Annotated in this window: 20 protein-coding genes; 7 read left to right on the top strand and 13 right to left on the bottom strand. The window is 71.8% G+C overall.

Annotation, left to right across the window (positions count from 1 at the left end; genetic code table 11):
• Positions 1 to 10: 10 nt before the first annotated feature.
• The gene (locus ACFYYJ_RS35225) at positions 11 to 256 is read right to left on the bottom strand and encodes a hypothetical protein (protein WP_384587050.1); all 246 of its coding nucleotides are present in this window, start codon (positions 254 to 256) and stop codon (positions 11 to 13) included.
• A 279-nt stretch (positions 257 to 535) separates the two neighbouring features.
• Here ACFYYJ_RS35225 and ACFYYJ_RS35220 point away from each other — a divergent pair, with 279 nt between their 5' ends.
• Together ACFYYJ_RS35220 and ACFYYJ_RS35215 are read left to right on the top strand one after the other, a co-directional pair.
• Positions 536 to 1,714 (top strand): serine hydrolase domain-containing protein, encoded by a 1,179-nt coding sequence (locus ACFYYJ_RS35220; RefSeq protein WP_389138249.1) that lies wholly within the window; start codon positions 536 to 538, stop codon positions 1,712 to 1,714.
• 86 nt (positions 1,715 to 1,800) lie between these two features.
• On the top strand, positions 1,801 to 2,841 hold the full coding sequence (locus ACFYYJ_RS35215; protein ID WP_385123980.1) for a vWA domain-containing protein: 1,041 nt from the start codon (positions 1,801 to 1,803) through the stop codon (positions 2,839 to 2,841).
• Positions 2,842 to 2,844: 3 nt separating this feature from the next.
• On the opposite strand, the gene ACFYYJ_RS35210 is transcribed toward ACFYYJ_RS35215, so the two are convergent.
• Positions 2,845 to 4,251 (bottom strand): FAD-dependent oxidoreductase, encoded by a 1,407-nt coding sequence (locus ACFYYJ_RS35210; protein WP_389138247.1) that lies wholly within the window; start codon positions 4,249 to 4,251, stop codon positions 2,845 to 2,847.
• 71 nt (positions 4,252 to 4,322) lie between these two features.
• Between ACFYYJ_RS35210 and ACFYYJ_RS35205 the strand changes: the two genes are divergently transcribed.
• Positions 4,323 to 4,973, top strand: a complete 651-nt coding sequence (locus tag ACFYYJ_RS35205) for a TetR/AcrR family transcriptional regulator C-terminal domain-containing protein (RefSeq protein WP_389138245.1) — start codon at positions 4,323 to 4,325, stop codon at positions 4,971 to 4,973.
• A 3-nt stretch (positions 4,974 to 4,976) separates the two neighbouring features.
• Here the strand turns inward: ACFYYJ_RS35205 and ACFYYJ_RS35200 are convergent, their stop codons facing one another.
• Positions 4,977 to 5,726, bottom strand: coding sequence for a TetR/AcrR family transcriptional regulator (locus ACFYYJ_RS35200; protein ID WP_389138243.1), 750 nt, complete (start codon positions 5,724 to 5,726; stop codon positions 4,977 to 4,979).
• A 149-nt stretch (positions 5,727 to 5,875) separates the two neighbouring features.
• Between ACFYYJ_RS35200 and ACFYYJ_RS35195 the strand changes: the two genes are divergently transcribed.
• Entirely contained in the window at positions 5,876 to 7,399 is a 1,524-nt protein-coding gene (locus tag ACFYYJ_RS35195; protein WP_389138240.1) for an MFS transporter, read from the top strand.
• An 85-nt stretch (positions 7,400 to 7,484) separates the two neighbouring features.
• On the opposite strand, the gene ACFYYJ_RS35190 is transcribed toward ACFYYJ_RS35195, so the two are convergent.
• From ACFYYJ_RS35190 to trpD, 4 genes are all read right to left on the bottom strand, one after another.
• The gene (locus ACFYYJ_RS35190) at positions 7,485 to 8,408 is read right to left on the bottom strand and encodes an ABC transporter permease subunit (protein ID WP_389138238.1); all 924 of its coding nucleotides are present in this window, start codon (positions 8,406 to 8,408) and stop codon (positions 7,485 to 7,487) included.
• Positions 8,405 to 9,271: an ABC transporter ATP-binding protein gene (locus ACFYYJ_RS35185; RefSeq protein ID WP_385123997.1), complete on the bottom strand. Its 867-nt coding sequence runs from the start codon at positions 9,269 to 9,271 to the stop codon at positions 8,405 to 8,407. The genes ACFYYJ_RS35190 and ACFYYJ_RS35185 overlap by 4 nt, the downstream gene beginning before the upstream one ends.
• Positions 9,268 to 9,663 (bottom strand): GntR family transcriptional regulator, encoded by a 396-nt coding sequence (locus ACFYYJ_RS35180; protein ID WP_385124000.1) that lies wholly within the window; start codon positions 9,661 to 9,663, stop codon positions 9,268 to 9,270. The genes ACFYYJ_RS35185 and ACFYYJ_RS35180 overlap by 4 nt, the downstream gene beginning before the upstream one ends.
• Before the next feature lie 184 nt (positions 9,664 to 9,847).
• Complete coding sequence (gene trpD, locus ACFYYJ_RS35175; RefSeq protein WP_389138236.1) at positions 9,848 to 10,906, bottom strand: anthranilate phosphoribosyltransferase; 1,059 nt, start codon at positions 10,904 to 10,906, stop codon at positions 9,848 to 9,850.
• A 127-nt stretch (positions 10,907 to 11,033) separates the two neighbouring features.
• Between trpD and ACFYYJ_RS35170 the strand changes: the two genes are divergently transcribed.
• Positions 11,034 to 12,449, top strand: a complete 1,416-nt coding sequence (locus tag ACFYYJ_RS35170; protein WP_385358846.1) for a PLP-dependent aminotransferase family protein — start codon at positions 11,034 to 11,036, stop codon at positions 12,447 to 12,449.
• On the opposite strand, the gene ACFYYJ_RS35165 is transcribed toward ACFYYJ_RS35170, so the two are convergent.
• The 5 genes from ACFYYJ_RS35165 to ACFYYJ_RS35145 form a co-directional block, all read right to left on the bottom strand.
• The gene (locus ACFYYJ_RS35165) at positions 12,436 to 13,023 is read right to left on the bottom strand and encodes an anthranilate synthase component II (protein WP_385124009.1); all 588 of its coding nucleotides are present in this window, start codon (positions 13,021 to 13,023) and stop codon (positions 12,436 to 12,438) included. The genes ACFYYJ_RS35170 and ACFYYJ_RS35165 overlap by 14 nt on opposite strands.
• Positions 13,020 to 14,561 (bottom strand): anthranilate synthase component I family protein, encoded by a 1,542-nt coding sequence (locus tag ACFYYJ_RS35160; protein WP_389138233.1) that lies wholly within the window; start codon positions 14,559 to 14,561, stop codon positions 13,020 to 13,022. The genes ACFYYJ_RS35165 and ACFYYJ_RS35160 overlap by 4 nt, the downstream gene beginning before the upstream one ends.
• Positions 14,562 to 14,748: 187 nt before the next feature.
• On the bottom strand, positions 14,749 to 15,261 hold the full coding sequence (locus tag ACFYYJ_RS35155; protein ID WP_385124015.1) for a hypothetical protein: 513 nt from the start codon (positions 15,259 to 15,261) through the stop codon (positions 14,749 to 14,751).
• Positions 15,262 to 15,384: 123 nt separating this feature from the next.
• Complete coding sequence (locus ACFYYJ_RS35150) at positions 15,385 to 16,983, bottom strand: serine/threonine-protein kinase (protein ID WP_389138231.1); 1,599 nt, start codon at positions 16,981 to 16,983, stop codon at positions 15,385 to 15,387.
• A gap of 107 nt (positions 16,984 to 17,090) precedes the next feature.
• The gene (locus tag ACFYYJ_RS35145; RefSeq protein ID WP_385358853.1) at positions 17,091 to 17,426 is read right to left on the bottom strand and encodes a hypothetical protein; all 336 of its coding nucleotides are present in this window, start codon (positions 17,424 to 17,426) and stop codon (positions 17,091 to 17,093) included.
• A gap of 237 nt (positions 17,427 to 17,663) precedes the next feature.
• On the opposite strand from ACFYYJ_RS35145, the gene ACFYYJ_RS35140 reads away from it, so the two are divergent.
• Entirely contained in the window at positions 17,664 to 18,461 is a 798-nt protein-coding gene (locus ACFYYJ_RS35140; RefSeq protein ID WP_385358855.1) for a BTAD domain-containing putative transcriptional regulator, read from the top strand.
• A 107-nt stretch (positions 18,462 to 18,568) separates the two neighbouring features.
• On the top strand, positions 18,569 to 19,189 hold the full coding sequence (locus tag ACFYYJ_RS35135) for an NADH oxidase (protein ID WP_385358858.1): 621 nt from the start codon (positions 18,569 to 18,571) through the stop codon (positions 19,187 to 19,189).
• A gap of 66 nt (positions 19,190 to 19,255) precedes the next feature.
• On the opposite strand, the gene ACFYYJ_RS35130 is transcribed toward ACFYYJ_RS35135, so the two are convergent.
• The gene (locus tag ACFYYJ_RS35130) at positions 19,256 to 19,864 is read right to left on the bottom strand and encodes a DNA-binding response regulator (protein ID WP_384587011.1); all 609 of its coding nucleotides are present in this window, start codon (positions 19,862 to 19,864) and stop codon (positions 19,256 to 19,258) included.
• Positions 19,865 to 19,937: the final 73 nt, after the last annotated feature.

The raw sequence follows: 19,937 nt of genomic DNA, 5'->3' as shown, positions 1-19,937 counted from the left end.
GCGCCGGTCGTCAGTTGGCGCCCAGGTGAGCCGCGTCGGCCCACTCCTTCTCGCCCTCGGCGGCGCACTTCGAGGTGTAGACCGGGCCGACGACCGCCGGAATCGACGCGAGCGACTCGCAGGTGCGGGCGAACTGCGAGTGGCCGCCCGAGAAGCTGCCGATCTCGACGCCGTCGTCGGCCAGGGCCGCACCCGCGCCACCGAGCAGGATGCCCGCGGCCAGGACAGAGGACGTGAGAGCAGAGCGAATACGCATGATTCTCCTATAACTCGATCACACGCCGGGAAAGTGCGTGTGCGTGTGCCCCGTTCAACATCACGTCCTGGCGACGGGGAACGGCCCTTCACTCCAATGGCAGGACAGAACCCCTCTCCGGGGAAAGGTCATACGAGCGGCTTACCGCTGGACACACCCGGCGCGGGGGACGTGGGTTCCGCCGACCGGCCGCCGCCAGGCGCGTCGCGGGTCCCGGCGGCCCGCGCGGCTGTTAGTCAGGCCTTCATCGGCCGCCCCGCTGCCCTCCTGGAGACACCCGTGCCCACCCGCGCCTCCGTACGCCGTCGCCGCGGCGGACTGTCCGCCGTCACGCTCGCCGCCGCCGCGGTCGGGACCCTCTTGCAGCCCGCGCACGCGGTCGGCGGGAATCCCGAGCGCGACGGGCACCTGCAGCGGCAGCTCGAACGGCTCGTCGCCCAGGAGGACGGCCCGCCGGGGGTGATCGCCGTACTGACCAGGGGCGGGCGGAGCGAGGTGTACACCGCCGGGGTCGGGGACGTCGCCACCGGTCGGCGGCCGGATCCGGACGACCACATGCGCATCGCGAGCATCGCGAAGGCGTTCAGTGGGGCCGTCGCGCTCCGGCTCGTGGACGAGGGGCGGCTCTCCCTCGACGACACCATCGGCGAACTCCTGCCGGCCCAGCCCGCCGCCTGGCACGCGGTGACCCTGCGTCAGCTGCTCCAGCACACCAGCGGGCTGCCCGACTACTCGGCCGATCCCGAGTTCCTGAGGATCCTCCAGGCCGATCCGCGCCACGTGTTCGACCCGCGGAAGCTGCTGGACTTCGTCGCCGGGGATCCGCTGCTCTTCCGTCCGGGCGCGCTGTACGAGTACTCCAACTCCGACAACATCGCCGTCGCGTTGATGGCCGAAGCCGTGACCGGGCGGCGGTACGAGGAGTTGCTGCGGGAGCTGGTGTACCGGCCCGTCGGGTTGCGGCAGACCGGTCTGCCCCTGGGGTACCGGCTCCCGCGTCCGTTCCTGCACGGCTACGACGTGACCCCGCCGGCCGAGCCCGAGGACATCAGCGAGGCCGTCGGCACCTCGGGGGTCTGGGCCTCCGGCGGCATCGTGTCCACTCCCGGGGAGCTGGGCGCCTTCATCCGCGCGTACGGCGGTCCCGCGCTGCTGTCGGCGAAGACCCGCAAGGAGCAACTGACCTTCCGCCCCGGCGACTCCTCCGAGCCGGAAGGTCCCGGTACGAACGCCGCCGGCCTCGCGATCTTCCAGTACACGACCCGCTGTGGCGTCCTCCACGGTCACACCGGCAACTTCCCCGGCTACACCCAGCTCGCCGCCACCACCCCCGACGGCACCCGGTCGCTCACGTTCTCCATCAACACCCAGACCAGCAAGGGCATGAAGCCCGCGCTGCTCGCCCGGCTCCGTACGGTCCAGGAGGACTTCGCCTGCGCGCTCCTCAAGGACCGGTGAGCCCCCGCACCGTCAGGTCGATTGTCAGTGGTGGGTGCGAGGATTCGAGTATCGATTCGGAGAAATCCGGAGGAGGGGGAGCCGCCATGTCCGGAAACCAGAATTACATCAACCACGTCGCTCTCGTGCTGGATGCCAGTTCGTCCATGTCGCACCTGAGCGGCAAGGTCATCGAGGTCGCGGACCAGCAGATCGCCTATCTGGCCCGCCGGTCGCAGGAATTGGACCAGGAGACCCGGGTCACGGTGTACGTCTTCGCGCAGGACGTGGAATGCGTCATCTACGACAAGGACGTGCTGCGCATGCCGTCCCTGAAGCAGTTGTACCGGGTCGGTGGAATGACGGCCCTGCTGGCGGCCACGCTGAAGTCGCAGCGGGAGCTGGCGCAGACGGCGCAGCTGTACGGTGACCACAGCTTCCTGACGTTCGTACTGACGGACGGGCAGGAGAACGCGAGTCATCGCAGCCCGGAGGCCTTCAGTCGGAACCCGCGGCAGATGGTGGCGGCCGTGGCCAAGATGTTCGAGGCGCAGGAGGACAACTGGACCCTGGCGGTGCTCGTGCCGGACCAGATGGGCAAGCGCGAGGCGATGCAGTGCGGTTTCCCGAAGGACAACATCGCCATCTGGGACGCCACGAGCACACAGGGTCTGGAAGAGGCCGGGCAGGTCATTCGGCAGGCCACCGAGAATTTCATGGTGGGCCGCAGCCAGGGAATCCGGGGATCTCGGGCCGTTTTCTCCACCGGCGCGGACGCGGTCAACAAGGACACCATCAAGGCGGCCGGTCTCACCGCCGTGAAGCCTTCGGAATACCAGCTGATTCCGGTGGCCCGCGACGCCTCGATACGTGAATGGGTCGTCGAGTGCGGTCACACTTATCGCACCGGCTGTGCGTTCTATCAGCTGAGCAAGTCCGAGAAGATCCAGGCGCGGAAACAGATCGCGGTGCTGGAGAAGAAGACGGACCGGGTGTACACGGGGCCGGAGGCCCGCGCCCTGCTCGGGCTGCCGGACGCGGAGGCGCGCGTCAAGCCGGACCACAACGACGACTTCACGATCTTCGTGCAGAGCACCAGTGTGAACCGGAAGCTGGTGCCGAACACCCGGCTGCTGCTGATGATCTGAGCCTCAGAGTCCGGTGTGGGAGAGGTACGGGGTGATGCCGGCCGGGGAGTCGCCCGCCCAGCCGACGTAGCCGTCGGGGCGGATGAGGAAGAGGCCGTTGCCGTAGGGCTCGTAGGAGGGGAGGCGGACGGTGTGCAGCGGGGGGAGCTCCGCCGAGGCGGCGGGGCCGATGGCCAGGAGGGTCCAGTGCGGGCCGCGGAATTCGTCGAAGAGGCGGGTGGCGGGCGTGCCGTCCGGGGCCCGGTCGCCCGCGCGGAGGGCGCCGGCGGGGAGGTCCGTGCGGGTTTCCACGGCGATCGAGGAGCCCCGGTAGTCGAGGTCCAGCTGCCGGGTGGCCGCGCCTCGGCGGGCTTCGCCGCGGTGGATCCGGGTGGAGAGGCCCAGCATGTCGGCGGCGATGGGCCGGCGCTCCTCCTCGTAGGTGTCGAGGAGGGACTCGGGTGCCCGGCCGTGCAGTACGGCGCCCAGTTTCCAGCCGAGGTTGTAGGCGTCCTGGACGCTGGTGTTGAGCCCTTGGCCGCCGGCGGGCGAGTGGACGTGTGCGGCGTCTCCGGCGAGGAAGACGCGGCCCTCGCGGAAGCGGTCGGCCAGGGCGGCCCTGGGGCGGAAGTCCGAGGCCCAGCTCATGGCGGTCACGTCGTCGGGTGAGAGGTGGGAGCGGGCCGCCACCACCTCGCGGATCGTGGCGAGGGAGGGGTCGATGGTGGTGCCCTGGGGGAACTGGGCGACCAGTTGGAAGTCCTCCGTGCCGGCGAGGGGGCAGATCGCGAGGAAGCCGGTGTCGCCGGTGGGCGGGAAGATGTGCCAGTTGTCGCGGTCGAGGCCGTCGATGCGGACGTCGGCGACGAGCATCGGGTTCGGGTCCACGGTCTCGCCGGTCATGGCGATGCCGAGGATGCGGCGGACGGCGGAGCGGCCGCCGTCGGCGGCGACGGCGTAACGGGCGCGGACGGGCGGGCCCGAGGTGAAGCCGGCCGTCACGCCGTCCTCGTCCTGATCCAGGGTCACCAGCTCTCGGCCGAAGGCGATGTCGCCGCCCAGTTCCGCGAGGCGGGCGGCGAGGATCTCCTGGGTGCGCCACTGGGGCACCATCCAGGGCTCGCGGTGGGCGGAGTCCGCGCTGCCCTCGTCGGACGCGTCGAACATCCGGTGTTCGCCCAGGCGACGGCCGTCCTGCCAGATCATGCCGACCGGGTAGGGACCGCCGGCCGCCCGGATCGCCCCGCCCACGCCGAGGTCGTCGAAGACCTCCTGGGTGCGGGGCTGGATGCCCTTGCCGCGGGAGCCGGGGAAGAGGCCGTCGGCCCGCTCCACGACGAGGGCGCGCACCCCGCGGCGGGCCAGGTCCACTGCGAGAGTGAGGCCGGTGGGGCCCGCGCCGACGATCAGTACGTCTCGTTCGATGAGCATTTCGCTTCTCCTTAACACCGTTAAGTTGCCGCCTCCGGGAGGATGTACTTAACGGTGTTAAGCTGTCAAGCGTGACGGCGCGGAGATCTCCCAGGCTCGACAAGAAGCAGGTCGTGGAAGCGGCGCTGCGGCTGCTCAACGAGGTGGGCCTGGAGGGCCTGACGCTGCGGGCGATCGCGAAGGACCTGGAAGTGCAGGCACCGGCCCTGTACTGGCACTTCCAGGGCAAGCAGGAGCTGCTCGACGAGATGGCCACCGAGATGTACCGCAGGATGGTCGCGAGCTCGGACCTCGCGCCGGGCGCCGGCTGGCAGGAACGGCTCACGGCCGGCAACCGCGGTCTGCGCGCGGCGCTGCTCGGCTACCGCGACGGCGCGAAGGTCTTCAGCGGCACCCGTTTCACGGGCATCGAGCACGCGGTGCAGATGGAGGAGAACCTCGCGGCGCTCACGGGGGCCGGCTTCACGCTGCCGCAGGCCGTGCGGGCCACGACGACCGCGTACTTCTTCACCCTCGGGTTCGTCACCGAGGAGCAGGGCGTCGAGCCCCTCCCGGGCGAGCGCCGGGAGGGCTACGACGTCGACGAGCGCGCCGCCCGCATGGACGGGTTCCCGCTCGCCGCGACCGCCGGGGCCGACCTCTTCCAGAACTACGACGAGGGGTTCGAGGAGGGTCTGGCGCTCGTGATCGCGGGCATCGAGGCCCGTTATCGGGTGGGGTGAGCCCTACTCGGCGGGCGGGGCGTCGGCCGGGAGGCGCAGGGCCAGGCCGTCGAGCACGACCTCCAGGCCGTAGGCGAACTTGGCGTCGCGCCGGGCGACCGGGTCGGACTCGTCGGTCGCGGCTTCGGCGTAGGAGTCGGCGAGGTGGTCGTGTCCCTCGGCGGCCTGCTGGGCGGCCGGCATCAGGCGGGCGATGAGGCCGGCTTCCGTCTCGCCGGACCGGGCCACCGTGGTCAGCCAGGCCGCTTCGGTGGTGCTCATGCCGATCACGTACGCCAGGAGGGCTTCGATCGCCCGTGAGGGTTCGGGGAAGCCGGCCCCGACGAACAGGGTCGCCAGTCGGCTGGAGTACGACATCAGGTTCGGGCCGAGGTAGGCCAGGCCGGCCTGGCCCAGCACCGAGGACAGCCACGGGTGACTCAGGGCCGTCGCGCGGAAGGTCGCGGCGGCCTCGGCGGCCGAGGTCCGCCAGTCGGCGGCGCCGGCGGGCGGCACGGCCATCTCCCCGAAGACCTCGTCCACGGCGAGCTCCATCAGCTCGTCCTTGGTGGCGACGTGACGGTACAGGGAGGTCGCTCCGGCGTTCAGCCGCGCGGCCAGCTTTCGCATGCTCAGGGCTTCGATGCCCTCGGCGTCCAGCATCACGATCGCCTCCCGGACGATCGAGTCCCGGGACAGCGCGGGCTGTTCCGCCTCGCGCGGGCGGCGGGTCCAGACGGAGGGGATGGGCTGCGGCTTCGTCTCGGCGGCCATCGGGTCTCTCCTTTGCGTACGGCGTGCGCATTCAGCGTACAGGGTTCAAGGGTTGCGAACAGTGTGCGCATGAGCGTACGGTGTTCGCAACGCCCGGAACAGTGTGCGCATCAAGCGGAACAGTGTGCGCAAGAGGAGAGGGAAGACCGATGACAGACACAGGGGCCCCGGCCCGCAGTCCGCACCGCTGGTGGATCCTGATCGTGCTGTGCCTCAGCACGCTGGTCCTGGTGGTCGACAGCATGGCGCTGACCGTCGCCGTGCCGGCCATGACCGAGTCCATCGGGGCGAGCCCCCAGCAGATCCAGTGGATCCTCGACTCCTACGTACTGGTCTTCGCCGGTCTGCTGCTGACCTCGGGAAGCCTCGGTGACCGGTTCGGCCGCCGGAAGGTGATGATCATCGGTCTGCTGCTCTTCGGGGCGGCGTCACTGGCCGCGGTGTACTGCACCACCCCGGGCGAGGTCATAGCCGTCCGCACGGCCATGGGCATCGGCGGCGCGCTGATCATGCCGTCCACCCTGTCGATCCTGATCACGGTCTTCGACGAGGAGGAGCGGCCGAAGGCGATGGCGGCCTGGGGCTCGGTGTCCATGCTCGGCCTGGTCGGCAGCCCGGTCCTCGGCGGTGTGCTGATCGACCACTTCTCCTGGCACTCGATCTTCTTCATCAACGTGCCCGTGGTCGTGCTGGCCGTGGCGGCCGGTCTGCTGCTGATGCCCGAGTCCAAGGCCCCCTGGCAGAAGCCCGACCCGCTGGGCGCCGTCCTCTCCGTCGCCGGCATGACCGCCCTGGTCTGGTGGATCATCGAGATCCCGCAGCACGGCGCCTTCCAGGGCCGCGGGCTGGTCACCCTCGCCGTCGCCGTCGTCTCGCTGGCCGGCTTCGTGGTCTGGGAGAACACCACCGCCTCGCCGATGGTGCCGCTGGTCCTCTTCAAGCACCGCAATTTCACGGGCGGTTCGATCTCGTTGGCGCTGGTCCAGATCGGCAACGGCGGTCTGCTGCTGGTCCTCACGCAGTACCTCCAGTCGGTGCTCGGGTACTCCCCCGTCAAGGCCGGCCTGGCCTTCACTCCGCTGGCGGTGGCCGCGCTGATCGGCAACGGGGTCGGTGCGAAGATCGCCGCGAAGGCCGGCCACCGGTGGCTGATCCTGAGCGGGATGCTCCTGATGGCGGCCTCCTTCGGCCTGCTGACCACCGTCGGCTCGGACAGCGGCTTCACCCTCCCGGCGGTCGCGCTCGGTCTGCTCGGCCTCGGCGCCGGCCTGGCGATGCCCGCGGCTGTGGGCGCCCTGATGGGGACCATCCCGGCCGACAAGGCGGGCGTCGGCTCCGCGCTGAACGACACCATCCAGCAGGCCGGTACCGCGCTCGGCATCGCGATCCTCGGCTCGCTGCTGACCACCACCTTCTCGTCGGAGATGCCGGCCGGCGCCCCCGAGCAGGCCAAGCAGTCGATCGGCGGGGCGCTGGCCGTCGCCCAGGGCGACGCGGGTCTGGTGCAGGCCGCGAAGGACGCCTTCATCGCCTCGATGTCCACCACGCTGACCGTCAGCGCGATCGGTGTCCTGGCCGCCGCGGTGCTGGCCACGGTGGTCATGCGGGGCGGGAAGGGAGCGGCCCCGGCCGAGGCGGCCGCTGCGAAGGAGGAGGTCGTGACGGCCGCCTGATTCCCCCGCACACGGTTCCACGGCGCGAGGCCGGCACCCCGAGAGGGGTGCCGGCCTCGGCCGTTTCCCGCATGCCGGTGGGTGCTCAGCCGCGGCGGGCCCGTACGAGCCGGAAGGCGGCGTAGAGGGCGGCGGCGGCCAAGGCCAGGACGATGGAGGTTTCGATGAGCTGTGTCGGCCAGTGGTGCGAGGCCGGGTGGAAATCCGCATAGTGGGCGGTGACGTTCATGTCCGCCAGGCAGCTGTTCCGGTCTTGGGTCTGGTTGAGACAGGCGTCCCAAGACAGGCGCTCGCCCGAGGCGGTGAGGTAGCCCGACCCCATCGGCAGGGCCCCGTGCGGCATCAGCCACCCGGATTTCCCGGGAAGGGGTGCGGTGTTGGTCACCACGGGGAGGAACGACCACCGCAGGGCGCCCAGGACCAGCAGGACCAGCCCGGTGAGGAGACCCGTGACCGCCATGGCGACGATGGTGCGTCGCACCAGCTGGCCGACGAGGACTCCGAGGGCCACGCCGAGCAGGCAGTACGCGACGAGGACGGGGCCGGTGGCCTCGTACGCCCCGGTGTCGGCCCAGTGGAAGCGGTATGTGCCGGCCACCCGGACCCAGCCGAGGCGGTAGACGCCGACCAGCGCGGCCGATCCGAGCGCCACCACCGTCGCGGCCACGAGGACCTTCGCGCCCAGCCAGGCCTTCGGGGTGGACGACTGGGTGAGGGCGAGCCGCCAAGTGCCGCTCTCCAGCTCACGGGCCGTCATCGGGCCCGCCACGAAGGCCCCGACCAGCAGCGGAAGGAACAGCAGGCCCTTGCCCGAGAACTCCATGAACAGCCGCAGTGCGCTGTAGGCGTGGTTCGAGTAAAGGACGCCGTCCTGGGGGTCGGACGCCCACGAGCGCAGGGCGACGACGGCCGCGAGGCCGGCCACCACCAGGGCGGGGACCGTCCACAGGACGCGCCGGTGCTGGCGGACCGTGACCCAGTACGGGCCCTTCAGCGTGAGCGTGCTCATGCCCGCACCTCCGCGGTGAACGCCGGGGCTTCGGGGGAACGGAGGTGGGCGAGCAAGAGCTCCTCCAGTGAGGGGTGCGTCGTCTGCCAGGTCGCGCTGTCGACGGGGCCCCGCGGCCGCACGAGTGCGGTGATCTGGCGGCCCGTCGTACGGGATTCGACGACGGTGTGCGCGTCGAGTTCGGCGGAGGCGGTGGCGGGTCCGGTGAGCAGCCGGTGGGCGGCGCCGACCTCGTCGATGGGGCCGGCGAGGCGGATCCGGCCGCCGTCGGCGAGGAGGAGGTGGTCGCAGGCGCCCTCCAGCTCGGTGAGGATGTGCGAGGACATCACCACCGAGGTGCCGTTGTCGGCGGCGTCGGCCATCAGCGTGCCCATGAGCTGGTGCCGGGCGAGCGGGTCGAGGTCGGCCATCGGCTCGTCGAGGAGGAGCAGGTCGGGGCGCTTGCCGAGGGCCAGGGCCAGGGCGACGCGGGTGCGCTGGCCGCCGGAGAGCGTACGGACCTTCGCCCGTGGGTCGAGTGACCCGGCGTCGACGATCCGCTGCGCAGCCCCGGCGTCCCAGCGACCGGGATTGAGCTCCCGGCCCATGCGCAGGGTCTCTTCGATGGTGAGCTGCGGGTAGAGGGGCTTGTCCTGGCCCACGTAGGCCAGCTCCTCGCGCGGCACGGCCCGCAGGGTGCCCTCGGTGGGGGCCACGAGTCCGGCCGCGAGCATCAGCAGGGTCGATTTCCCGGCGCCGTTCGGGCCGACGAGGGCGCAGACCCGGCCTTCGGGCAGCCGGAAGGAGCAGTCGCGCAGCGCCCAGCTCCCCCGGCGTCCGTAGCGCAGGCCCAGGCCTTCCGCCTCGATCACGGTTCGCGTCATGCGTCGCCGTCCCCCTTGAAGTGTCGTTCCAGTACGGATGTGAAGAGCGCGGCCACGTCGTCCCGTTCCAGCCCGGCCGCGCGGGCACGCCGCGCCCAGTCGGCGAGTTCGCCGTACAGCGGGGAGTCGGCCGGGGCGGTGCCGCTGCCCAGGGACTTCCGGATGAAGGTGCCCAGGCCCCGCTTCGCCTCGACGAGGCCTTCGCGTTCGAGCTCGCGGTAGGCCTTGAGGACGGTGTTGGGGTTGATGGCGGTGGCTTCCACGACCTCGCGCGCGGTCGGCAGTTTGTCGCCGGGCTCCAACAGGCCCATGCGCAGGGCCTGTTTGGTCTGCTGGACGATCTGCAGGTACGTGGAGATGCCACTGCGCCGGTCGATGCGGTATTCCAGCACGAAACATCACCACCCTTTCACTAGGTAAGTAGTGAAAGGGTGGTGCAGGGGTGGGGTCGTTGTCAACCGGTGCCCTTCACCGGCGACTTAAGGACATGGCCGGACGCCGTCGGCGTCCCTAGGTTCTGGACCGGAGGGAGGCACCGGAGCGAGGGGGTGAAGGGATGGCTTGTCCGACGGGGACTCAGCGGGACGCGGTCGCATGGTTTTCGCGGGCCTTCTTCCGCGTGACGGCGGCCCAGCGTTCCAGGACCGCCGCCGCCGTACCGGAGTCGATCGCCTCGGCGGCCCTCGCCACCCCGTCGGCCAGCCGCTCGGCGATCGGCCGCCCGTCGGGGGACAGGGCGGCGAGCCCGGCCGCCGCCGACAGCAGGACCGCGTCCCGGACCGGTCCCCCGGCCCCCGCGAGGACCTCGCGGGCCACCCGTGCGTTGTGGACCCGGTCGCCGCCCCGCAGCGCCCCGGCCGGCGCGTACGGGATGCCGATCTCCCTCGGGTCGAAGGTCTCCGCCCGCACCCCGGAGCCGGCGGCCGACCACACGGTGGAGGTCGTGGTGACGGTCAGCTCGTCCATCCCGTCGTCGCCCCGGAAGACCAGCGCGGACGCCCCGCGCCGGGCCAGTACCTCGGCGATCAGCGGAGCCAGTCGGGCGTCGGCGACGCCGACCGCCTGCGCCGCGGGGGCGGCCGGATTGGTCAGCGGTCCCAGGGCGTTGAAGACCGTACGGACGCCCAGTTCGCGGCGGGGCCCGGCGGCGTGCCGCATGGCCGGGTGGAACAGCGGGGCGAAGCAGAAGGTGATGCCGGTGTCCTCGGCCACCTCGGCGACCTCCGCCGGGGGCAGGTCCAGTGCGACCCCCAGTTCCTCCAGCACGTCGGCCGAACCGCAGGCGGAGGAGGCGGAGCGGTTGCCGTGCTTCACCACGCGGGCGCCGGCCCCCGCGGCCACCACCGCGGACATCGTGGAGACGTTCACGCTGTGCGAACCGTCGCCGCCGGTCCCGACGATGTCCAGCGCGGGGCCGGGCACCGAAAGGGGTACCGCGTGCCGGCGCATCGCGCGCACCAGGCCCTCGATCTCGTCCGCGGTCTCCCCCTTCGCCCGCAGGGCCGTCATCAGCCCGGCGAGCCGGACCGGTCCCGCCTCGCCGGACATGACCCGGTCCATCGCCCACTCGGTCTCGTCCGAGGAGAGGTTCCGGCGGTCCAGCAGCGCGTCGAGCAGTTCGGGCCAGGCGGTCACGGAGTTCTCCTCGGCAAAGGCGGGAAGTAAGTGCGCCGACAAGTCTGGGGAAGGGGCGGCCCGGCCTCCAGACCAATTTCCCGCATTTCGCACGGTCCAATTCGGAAGACACCGAAGGAGAAAGCCAGTGGCCTTGCACGCCGCGGTCGCGCTCGTCAGGGACTCCGAAATTCCGCTGACGTCGCAGATCCAGCGATTCATCAGGAACGAGGTGACCGAGGGGACCCTGCACCCCGGCACCCGGTTGCCCTCCAGCCGCCGTCTCGCCGACGACCTCGGCGTCTCGCGCAGCGTCGTGGTGGAGGCGTACGGACAACTCGTCGCGGAGGGCTACCTGGAGGCCGTCCAGGGCGCCGGGACCCAGGTCGTGCGCCACCTCGACCGCGCCGCCCCCGCGCCGCCCGTGCCCTCCCTGCTGGACGACGGGTACGGCGCCCGCCGGGAACCCCCGGTCCGCTGGAACCTGCATCCCGGCGGGGGCAGCGTCCCGGGCTTCCCGCGCCGCGAATGGCTCGCCTGCTACCAGCGGGCCCTGAACGGGGCCGACCCGGCGGCACTCGGCTACCCGCCGCTCGCCGGGGATCCGCGGCTGCGCGTCGAACTGGCCCGCTGCCTGGGCCGGATGTGCGGGGTGCGCAGCACGCCCGAGCAGATCATGGTGACCGCCGGGTTCGCCCAGGGTCTGGGCCTGCTGGCCGCCGTACTGCCGCAGCTGGGCATCGGCTCCCTCGGCATCGAGAATCCGGGCCATCCGGGCCAGCGGCGCTTCGTCGGCGAGAGCGGTCTGCTGCCGGTGCCGCTGCCCGTGGACGGGGAAGGCGTCGACGTCGGGGCGCTCGCCGCCTCCGGGGTGCGGGCCGTCCTGGTCACCCCGGCGCACCAGTTCCCCACCGGGGCGACCCTCACCGGGCCCCGCCGCGAGGCGTTGGTGCGGTGGGCGCGGGAGGTGGACGGCCTGATCATCGAGGACGACTACGACCGGGGGCTCTGGTACGAGCGCGGCGCGGGCCGGCCGCTGGCCCTGCAGCGGCTCGCCCCGGACCACGTGGTGTACGCGGGGACCGTCAGCAAGTCCCTCGCCCCCGGGCTGCGGCTGGGCTGGCTGGCCGCCCCCGCGCCGCTGCTGGACGGGCTGCTGCGCGCCCGGGCCCGCCAGGACCTGGGCACCGACGTACTGACCCAGCTCGCGTTCGCGGAGTTCCTGCGCGGCGGCGCCTACGACCGGCACCTGAGACGGCTGAACCCGCTGTGCCGGCACCGCCACGACGCGTTGCGCGAGGCGGTCCGCCGGCACCTGCCGGGAGCGGCCGTGGTGGGCCCGGCCGCGGGGCTGCACGCGTACGTGACGCTCCCCCGGCACACCGACGAGGCGGCGCTGGTGGCCGGGGCGCTGCGCCGCTCGGTGCTGCTGTGCGGCGCGGCCGCGCACCATGCCCGTCCCGGCGAGGGCGCGCCCGCGCTGGTGGTCGGGCACGCCCATCTGCCTCGCGCGGGGGCGGAGCAGGCGCTGCGGGAGCTGGCTGCGGTGCTCAGCGGGGCGTGAGCGCGCCGGCCCGCATCGCCAGGAAGTTGCCCAGCATGGCCAGTCCGCCGGTGGTCATGACGGACTCCGGGTGGAACTGCACCCCTTCGACGGGCAGCGTGCGGTGGCGCAGTCCCATGACGTACCCGTGGTCGGCGGCGACCGCCGTGGTCACCAGGGGCTCCGGCAGCGGGTCGGCGACCAGCAGCGAGTGGTAGCGGGTGGCCTCCAGGGTGTGGCCGAGGCCTTCGAAGAGGCCCTGTCCGTCGTGCCGGACGGTGCTGGTCCGGCCGTGCATCACCTGCTCGGCGACCTCGATCCGGCCGCCGTAGGCCAGGCCGATGGCCTGGTGTCCCAGGCACACGCCGAGGAGCGGGACCCGCCCGGCGAACTCGTGCACCAGCTCCACGTGCCCGGACTCCGCGGGATGCCCGGGTCCCGGCCCGAGCACGACCGCGTCGGGCTCCGTCGCGGCCAGTTGGCCCGGGGTGCGGGTGCGGGAGCGCACGACTTCGGTGTCCGCGCCGAGCACCTTCAGGTACTGGTCGATGATGTGGACGAAACTGTCGTACGCGTCGATCAGCAGCACCTTCACGGCAGCAGCTCCTCACCCGTGAGCGCCCAGTAGGCGGCCCCCATCTTCGCCAGCGTCTCCTGCCACTCGGACTCCGGCTCGGACTGGGCGACCATGCCCGCCGAGCTCTGCGTGGAGTAGGTGTGGCCGTCGTACTCGATGGTGCGGATGCACAGGGCCAGTTCGCTCCAGCCCCGTACGTCGACCAGTCCGACCGCGCCCGCGTAGGCGCCCCGGCGCTCCCGTTCCAGGCCGTCGATGATCTCCATGGCCCGTACCTTGGGGGCGCCCGACATGGTCCCGGCGGGGAAGGTGGCGCGGACCGCGTCCCAGACGCCGGTGTCCGGTGCCAGCCGGCCGGAGACGGTCGAGACCAGGTGGAACACGTGGGAGTAGGTCTCCACCTCCATCAGTCGTCGCACCGGCTGCGTGTCGGGCAGCGCGACGCGGCCGATGTCGTTGCGGCAGAGGTCGACCAGCATGATGTGCTCGGCCCGCTCCTTGACGCTCTCGCGCATCTCCTTCACGCGCCGCCGGTTGACCTCCTCGTCGGGGCCGCGGCGGGCGGTGCCGGCGATGGGGCGCATGAGGATCTCGCCGTCCTCGATCCGGAAGAACAGTTCGGGGCTGGCACCGATCAGGGTCCGGCCGGCCCGCGGCATCAGGTACATGTACGGCGAGGGGTTGCGGTGGCGCAGTCGGCGGTAGACGTCGAGCGGGGTCAGGCCGGTCTCGACGTCGAGCCGGTGACCGATCTGGATCTGGTAGGCGTCGCCGACGCGGATGTGCTCCAGGCAGCGCCCGGCCCAGCCGAGGAAGGTCTCGCGGTCGACGCTGTCGCGCACGCGGACGGGGGCGGGGGCCGATGGGTGGGTGGTGGGCGGGGCGGGCCGTGGCAGTGCGGGGAGTTCCGGCAGGCCGGCGAAGGCCGGGCCGTGGGCGCGCAGGCGGCGGACGCGGCCGTCGTCCACGTCGTACCAGACGGTGTCCCGGAACAGGGTGAGGGTGATGTCCGGGCGCCCGTCGTCCCCGTCGGTGCGCTCCGGCAGCCGCTCCATGTGCCAGGAGGACTCGTAGGCGAGGGAGGTCAGGAATCCGAAGGCGTAGCCGGTGTCGGGGAGTTCGGTGGTCACCTCGAACAGGGCCTGGGCTCGGCCGAGCGCGTCCCAGACCTGGTCGGAGTGGGTGAGGCGGAAGGCGTACCGGCCGTCCGCGACCGGGCCGCACGGGGTGAGTCCGGCGGCCTCGACGGCGCCGGCCAGGGCCCGTTCGAGTTCCGCCGTGCGGCCGTCGACCTCGATCCGGTCCGCGTGGACCCGGATGCCGGCGAGCCGCCCGAAGCCGACGACCGCGGACCGGCGGTCGGCGGGCGCCCCCTCCAGGCTTTCGAAGAGGAAGACCTCCTCGGCGGGGAGGACCTCGCGCAGTGCCGCGTACAGGTCGAGCGGGGCGTGTCGTGTCAGTTCCTCGACGGCGACCCGTACTTCGACCCTCGTGTTGCTCGTATTGCCCGTATTGCTCGAATCTCTCGCATCATTCGAGCCGCTCGAATCCGACAAGGCGTACTCCCCCTGGTTCCGATTTCCCGTCGGAACGAGTGAAGCAATGCCTTCCGAACCGCGGCCAGACCAATCGGCGGGGTTCGATGCGGTCCATTTCCGGAACGTTCCCGGCGGATTCTCCGGCGGCCTGTTCCTTTGCCCGCGCAATGCCGCTCCGGGGGCGCGGCCCCCGGAGCGGGACGGGTCAGCTGCGCGAGGCGGTGGAGACGACGCACTCCTTGTACTCGCTGCCGTCGCCCTTGCCGGTGTACGGCGTCGTGGCTTCGGCCTGCTGGGACGTGCCCGCCTTGACCTTGAGGTTCGTGACCTGGGCCTGGGCGGGGGTCGCGGTCGAGGTCGCGTTGCCGCGGAACTTCATGGTGATGTTGTAGGTGTAGTCCAGCGAACCGTTGTTGGTGACGGTGAGCTTGGCGACCAGGTTCTTGCCGGTGGCGTCCAGCTTGCAGGCGTCGATGCGGACGTCGCGCTCGGCCTTGTTGGCGCTGCTGGAGCCGCCGGTCACCGAGGTGCCGCCGGAGGTGGTGCTGCTGTTGTTGCTGTCGTGGCTGCCGCCGCTGGTACCGCCGCTGGAGCTGGATCCGGAGCCGGAGCTGTGGCTGCTGCCACCGCAGCTGCCGCCGTGGGAGCCGCGGGCTCCGGTGAGGGCGACGATGGCGATGCCGAAGACGGCGATTGCGCGGACATGGCGAAGCTTCACGTTCTAACCCCGTTGGTGTGTCAGTGGCTGAAAACGCCCGCCTTGACGGGCGCATGCCACCCTAACAGCGCCCGCCGACAGGCCCGTATCGCGAGACGGCCGCGCGCCGGGCGTACGGGAGCGTCAGGAGGCGCGCCAGATCGTCAAGTCGCCGGTCACCCAATGCGGTCCGCCGCCCAACGCGGTGATCTGCTTGAGCTGGAGCACGAACAACGCGATGTCCCCCGAGGGGTGTTTGACGCAGAACTGGCTGCCGGCGGCCGCCAGGGACATCGCGACCTCCCGCCTGTCGGCGTGTTCGAGGTCCTTCCGGCAGGTGTCGAGGGTGCCGCTCGCCTTGCCGTCCAGCAGGGTGATCAGACTCGTGTCGCTCTTCAGGTCGCACATGCTGGAGGAGCACTTCAGGTGGAGGTCACCCGTGCCGTCGGCACGCAGCACCGGTTCCTTGATCGCGATCGAGTTGTCCTCCTCCAGCTTCAGGCCGGCGTACGGGACGGGAGCCGGCGGCTTGGACGGCGCCGGTGTGCTCGACGGCGGGGTGGAGGTCTGCGGTGCGGGCGCGCCGGCCCCCGGGCCGGTCGACGCCGACTTGGGTGCGGACGCGGACGCGGGCGCCGTGTGCCGCTTCGACTCGGACGCTTCGGCACCGCGCAGGCCCGCCGTTGCCTTGACGGCCCAGACCAGGCCCGTCACGAGCACGGCCCCGGCCGTCACTGCCGCCGCCGCGATCAGTGCCGTACGGCGCCGGCCGCGGGGGAGCCGGCTCTGCGGTTCGGGCTCCAACGGCGGGCGCCAGACCAAGGGGAAGGTGTGCCGCTCGGTCGGGTTCGGGACCGGGGCCGGTACGGAGACCTCGGGGCCCGCGAACTCCCGCCAGACGGCGGGGCCGTCGTCGCCGGGCAGGTGGCGCCGGCACCATGCCACTATCTCCGCCGGGGTGGCCCGCTCCCGCGGGTCGGCGGCCAGGCAGCGGGCGATGATCGGGCGCAGCTCCTCCGGCAGGCGGGACAGGTCGGGGGCGGAATGCACGATGCGGAACAGCACGCTGACCCCGGGTCCGGAGCCGTAGAGCGGTTCGCCCAGCGCCGCGTACGCCGCGGTCTGCCCGAGGGCGAAAACGTCGGTGGCGGCGGTGACCTCACCGGCCTGCGCCTGTTCGGGGGCCATGTACTGGGGCGTGCCGATGGTGGCGCCCAGGGCGGTGGAGGCGGTGACGCCGGAGGCGAGGGAGATGCCGAAGTCGATGACGCGGGGCCCGTCGGCGGCCAGGAGTACGTTCGACGGCTTCAGGTCGCGGTGGACGACGCCGGCGGCGTGGATGACCTGGAGGGCCTCGGCCACTCCCGCCATCAGCCACAGCACCGCCGGCACCGGCAGCGGTCCGCCGCGGGACACGGCCTCGGAGAGCGCGGGGCCGGGCACGTAGAGGGTGGCGAGCCAGGGCGGGGTGCCGTCGGCGTCGGCGTCGATCAGCTCGGCGGTGTAGGCCCCCCGCACCCGCCGGGCCGCTTCCACCTCCCGGCGGAACCGGCGCCGGAACTCGGGGTCCTCGGCCAGTTCCGGGCGGACCACCTTGAGGGCGACCGGGCGGCCGCCCTGGGTGTGCGAGAGGTAGACCCGGCCCATGCCGCCCGCCCCGAGCCTGGCCGCGAGGCGGTAGCCGCCCATGGCGGTCGGATCGTCCGAGTGCAGTGGCATGAACACCTGGGTCGTACTGCTCATCGGTCTCCCCCCGATCCCGCGATCAGCCGACGGGCTGATCAGACGTCACTTTAGGCGGCGTGCGGGGAGGGTGGTATTCCGGGGAGGGTATGCGCCGACCTGCGGGTTTACCGGTTCGCGGCGGGCGGGTACCAGCCGGGCCACTGCGGGTGGAAGATCCGGCGCGCACGGCGCTTGGCGGCTTCGATCCCGAGGAACCCGGCGCCCGAGGCGAGGGTCGAGAGGAAGGTCAGTCCGATCGCGGTCGACCGCCAGAGGTTGGCGGATTCGATGACGCCCAGCCACAACGCGGCGGTGGCCGCCGCGACGAGCAGCAGGACCGGGATCCTGACCCGGAGCGACAGCCGCCTGGTCGTCACGACGACGACGAAGCCGACGACCACGCCCGGCGTGACGGCCAGGAAGGCGCCCACGAGGACGAAGACGAGAAGAGCGATGACCATGGCGCGCTGACCTCCGTGTCGCAGGCTCTGACCACCGCCATGCTGTCACAGGATCTGAACGCGTTCAACAAAGCTCGGAAGGCCCCGGCGGGAGTGGCCACCGGGCTTCCCGCCGTTCGGCACGTGAAGTTCTCATGGCGCGGGGGTCCGCAGGTCACGGCCGACTGGTGTCGGCGTAACTGTCCTGCCGCGGGGTGCGGGTGCGAGCCTGAGGGCGGGTCATCGAAGGGAGTCGACATGGAGCGGCTGGAGATCGGGCTGTTGGGCCCTCTCGTCATCACGGTCGACGGCAGGTCCGTCGTACCCAGTGCCGCGAAGCAGCGGGTGCTGCTCGCGCTGCTGTCCGTGAACCTGGGGCGCGAGGTGGGGATGGGGGCGATCGTCGAGGAACTGTGGGGCGGGTGCCCGCCCAACGGGCCGGCCGCCGCGGTGCAGACCTACGTGAAGCACCTGCGGCACCGCATCTCGCAGTCCGGCGGCGCCGACCCCAAGGAGGTCGTGGCCCGGGGGTACGGGGGCTATCGGCTCGGGTCGGCGGCGGCGCTGGTCGACGCGCGGGAGTTCGAGACGACCGTGACCGAGGCGCACCGGGCGCTGGCGGCCGGGGACGACGCGCGCGGTGCCGAACTGCTCAGGTCCGGGCTCGCCATGTGGCGCGGTCCCGCGCTGGGCGACGTACGGCAGGGTGGGGCGCTGCGGGCCGAGGCGCTGCGACTGGACGAAGTACGGCTGGCCGCGCTGGAGGCCAGGATCGGGGCGGAGCTCCGGCTCGGCGCGCACACGCGGCTGGTGAGCGAGCTGACGGCGCTGACCTCGCTGTACCCGCTGCAGGAGAACCTGCACGCCCACCTGATCGTCGCGCTGTACCGCAGCGGGCGTGCGTCGCGGGCGCTGGAGGTCTTCCGGCGGCTGCGCTCCACCTACGTCAGGGAGTTGGGCATCGAGCCGTCACGGCGGCTGCAGGAGCTGCACCAGGCGGTGCTGGGCTGCGATCCGACCCTGGACCCGCCGGTTCCGACCCTGGTGTCGGTGTAGGCACGACGTGAAAAGTTCATGGTCACTGTATGACTCAGTGGCTGTCGTGGGACTCCGACCCGGCCTCATACTCGACGAGTCCCGCCGCCCGGCAAGAGAGGTGCGAAATGCGGCGCACGACTGGGGAGGCCCCGACCGTTCATCTCTGGTCGCTGTCCGACGACGTGGTCGTCGACGAGGGCGCGGGTGGCGACGCGCTGCTGCTCACCAGCCGGTGGGGGCAGGAGCGGCTCGACCGGCCCACGCCGGCGGTGCGCGAGGTGCTGCGGCGGATGGAGCTCGGGCCGGTGTTGCTGGCCAATGCCCTGAACGGCCCCGACGACTTGTGCCTGTTCACGCTGCCGACGCTCAGGAAGCTGTCCCACCTCGTGGTGCGCACGCTCGGCGTGGACGACCTGAAGGGGCCGCTGCTGTCGGTGTTGCCGCTGTCGCCGGCGGCGCCGTCCCTGCTGGTCCGCCGGCCCGGCGCCCGCCGGGTGCGGGTGCCCCGGCACGTGGCCTTCAGCGTGCAGGAGTCGGGGGGCGGGTGCGTGCTGGAGTCGGTGGACCTGCCGCACCGCGTGGTCCTGCACCGGCCGGAGGCGGCGTGGGTGGCGATGACGCTGACCTGGCCGACCACGCTGGCCGCGGCTTCGGAGGCGCTGCCGCTGCCGCCGAAGGTGACCGAGGGCATCATCGAGTACCTGTTCGCGGCCGGTATGGTCGCGGACGTGGACGAGTCCGCCTAGTCCGCCCGGTCCGGGCCGGTTCGTGAGGTCCGGTTCGTTAGGTCCGGTTCGTGAGGTTTGGGACGGTCAGACGAGCCAGCCCGCGTCGCGGGCGATGCGGATGGCGTCCACGCGGTTGCGCGCGTTCAGCTTGGCCACGACGGTCGTCAGGTAGTTGCGGACGGTCCCGGTGGACAGGTGGAGTTCTCCCGCGATCTCGGTGGCCTCGGCCCCCTGTGCCGCCATGCGCAGCACCTCGGTCTCACGGTCCGTCAGCGGGCTTTCGAGTCCGCTCCACGCGGCGAGGGCCAGGTTGGAGTCGATGACCCGCTGGCCGGCCACCACCCGGCGGATGGCGCTGGCCAGTTCCTTCGGGGAGTCGTCCTTGAGGAGGTAGCCCGACACCTGGGCCGCGAGGGCGCGGCGGAGGGTTCCGGGGCGGCCGAGGCTGGTGAGCATCAGCGTCCGGCACTCGGGCAGGTGCTCGTGGATCTGGACGGCGGCGCTCAGCCCGTCGAGTCCGGGCAGGTCGATGTCGATGACCGCGATGTCCGGCCTGACGTCGAGGGCGGCGGCGAGGATCTCGTCACCGCGCTCCAGCTCGCTGACGACCTCCAGGTCGTCCTCCAGGTTGAGCAGGGCGACGAGCGCTCCGCGCACCATGTTCATGTCCTCGGCCAACAGGATCCTGATCACCGGTGTGCTTCCCCCCGTCAGCGCGGTCGATCTTGTCGCCGGAGCATAGCAAGTTGGCCTGTTTCGCTTGCGG

This window comes from Streptomyces sp. NPDC002467, assembly GCF_042889825.1.
Taxonomy (GTDB): domain Bacteria; phylum Actinomycetota; class Actinomycetes; order Streptomycetales; family Streptomycetaceae; genus Streptomyces.
Note: the sequence above shows the minus strand (reverse complement) of the source record. Positions and strands in the feature narration are given on the sequence as shown.

Coding starts and splice junctions, on each gene's coding strand:
- ACFYYJ_RS35185 (WP_385123997.1), bottom strand. CDS start 9,271: ATGACGCGAACCGTGATCGAGGCGGAAGGCCTGGGCCTGCGCTACGGA.
- ACFYYJ_RS35210 (WP_389138247.1), bottom strand. CDS start 4,251: ATGCTCATCGAACGAGACGTACTGATCGTCGGCGCGGGCCCCACCGGC.
- ACFYYJ_RS35135 (WP_385358858.1), top strand. CDS start 18,569: ATGCGGCGCACGACTGGGGAGGCCCCGACCGTTCATCTCTGGTCGCTG.
- ACFYYJ_RS35140 (WP_385358855.1), top strand. CDS start 17,664: ATGGAGCGGCTGGAGATCGGGCTGTTGGGCCCTCTCGTCATCACGGTC.
- ACFYYJ_RS35195 (WP_389138240.1), top strand. CDS start 5,876: ATGACAGACACAGGGGCCCCGGCCCGCAGTCCGCACCGCTGGTGGATC.
- ACFYYJ_RS35200 (WP_389138243.1), bottom strand. CDS start 5,726: ATGGCCGCCGAGACGAAGCCGCAGCCCATCCCCTCCGTCTGGACCCGC.
- ACFYYJ_RS35190 (WP_389138238.1), bottom strand. CDS start 8,408: ATGAGCACGCTCACGCTGAAGGGCCCGTACTGGGTCACGGTCCGCCAG.
- ACFYYJ_RS35150 (WP_389138231.1), bottom strand. CDS start 16,983: ATGAGCAGTACGACCCAGGTGTTCATGCCACTGCACTCGGACGATCCG.
- ACFYYJ_RS35145 (WP_385358853.1), bottom strand. CDS start 17,426: ATGGTCATCGCTCTTCTCGTCTTCGTCCTCGTGGGCGCCTTCCTGGCC.
- ACFYYJ_RS35225 (WP_384587050.1), bottom strand. CDS start 256: ATGCGTATTCGCTCTGCTCTCACGTCCTCTGTCCTGGCCGCGGGCATC.
- ACFYYJ_RS35215 (WP_385123980.1), top strand. CDS start 1,801: ATGTCCGGAAACCAGAATTACATCAACCACGTCGCTCTCGTGCTGGAT.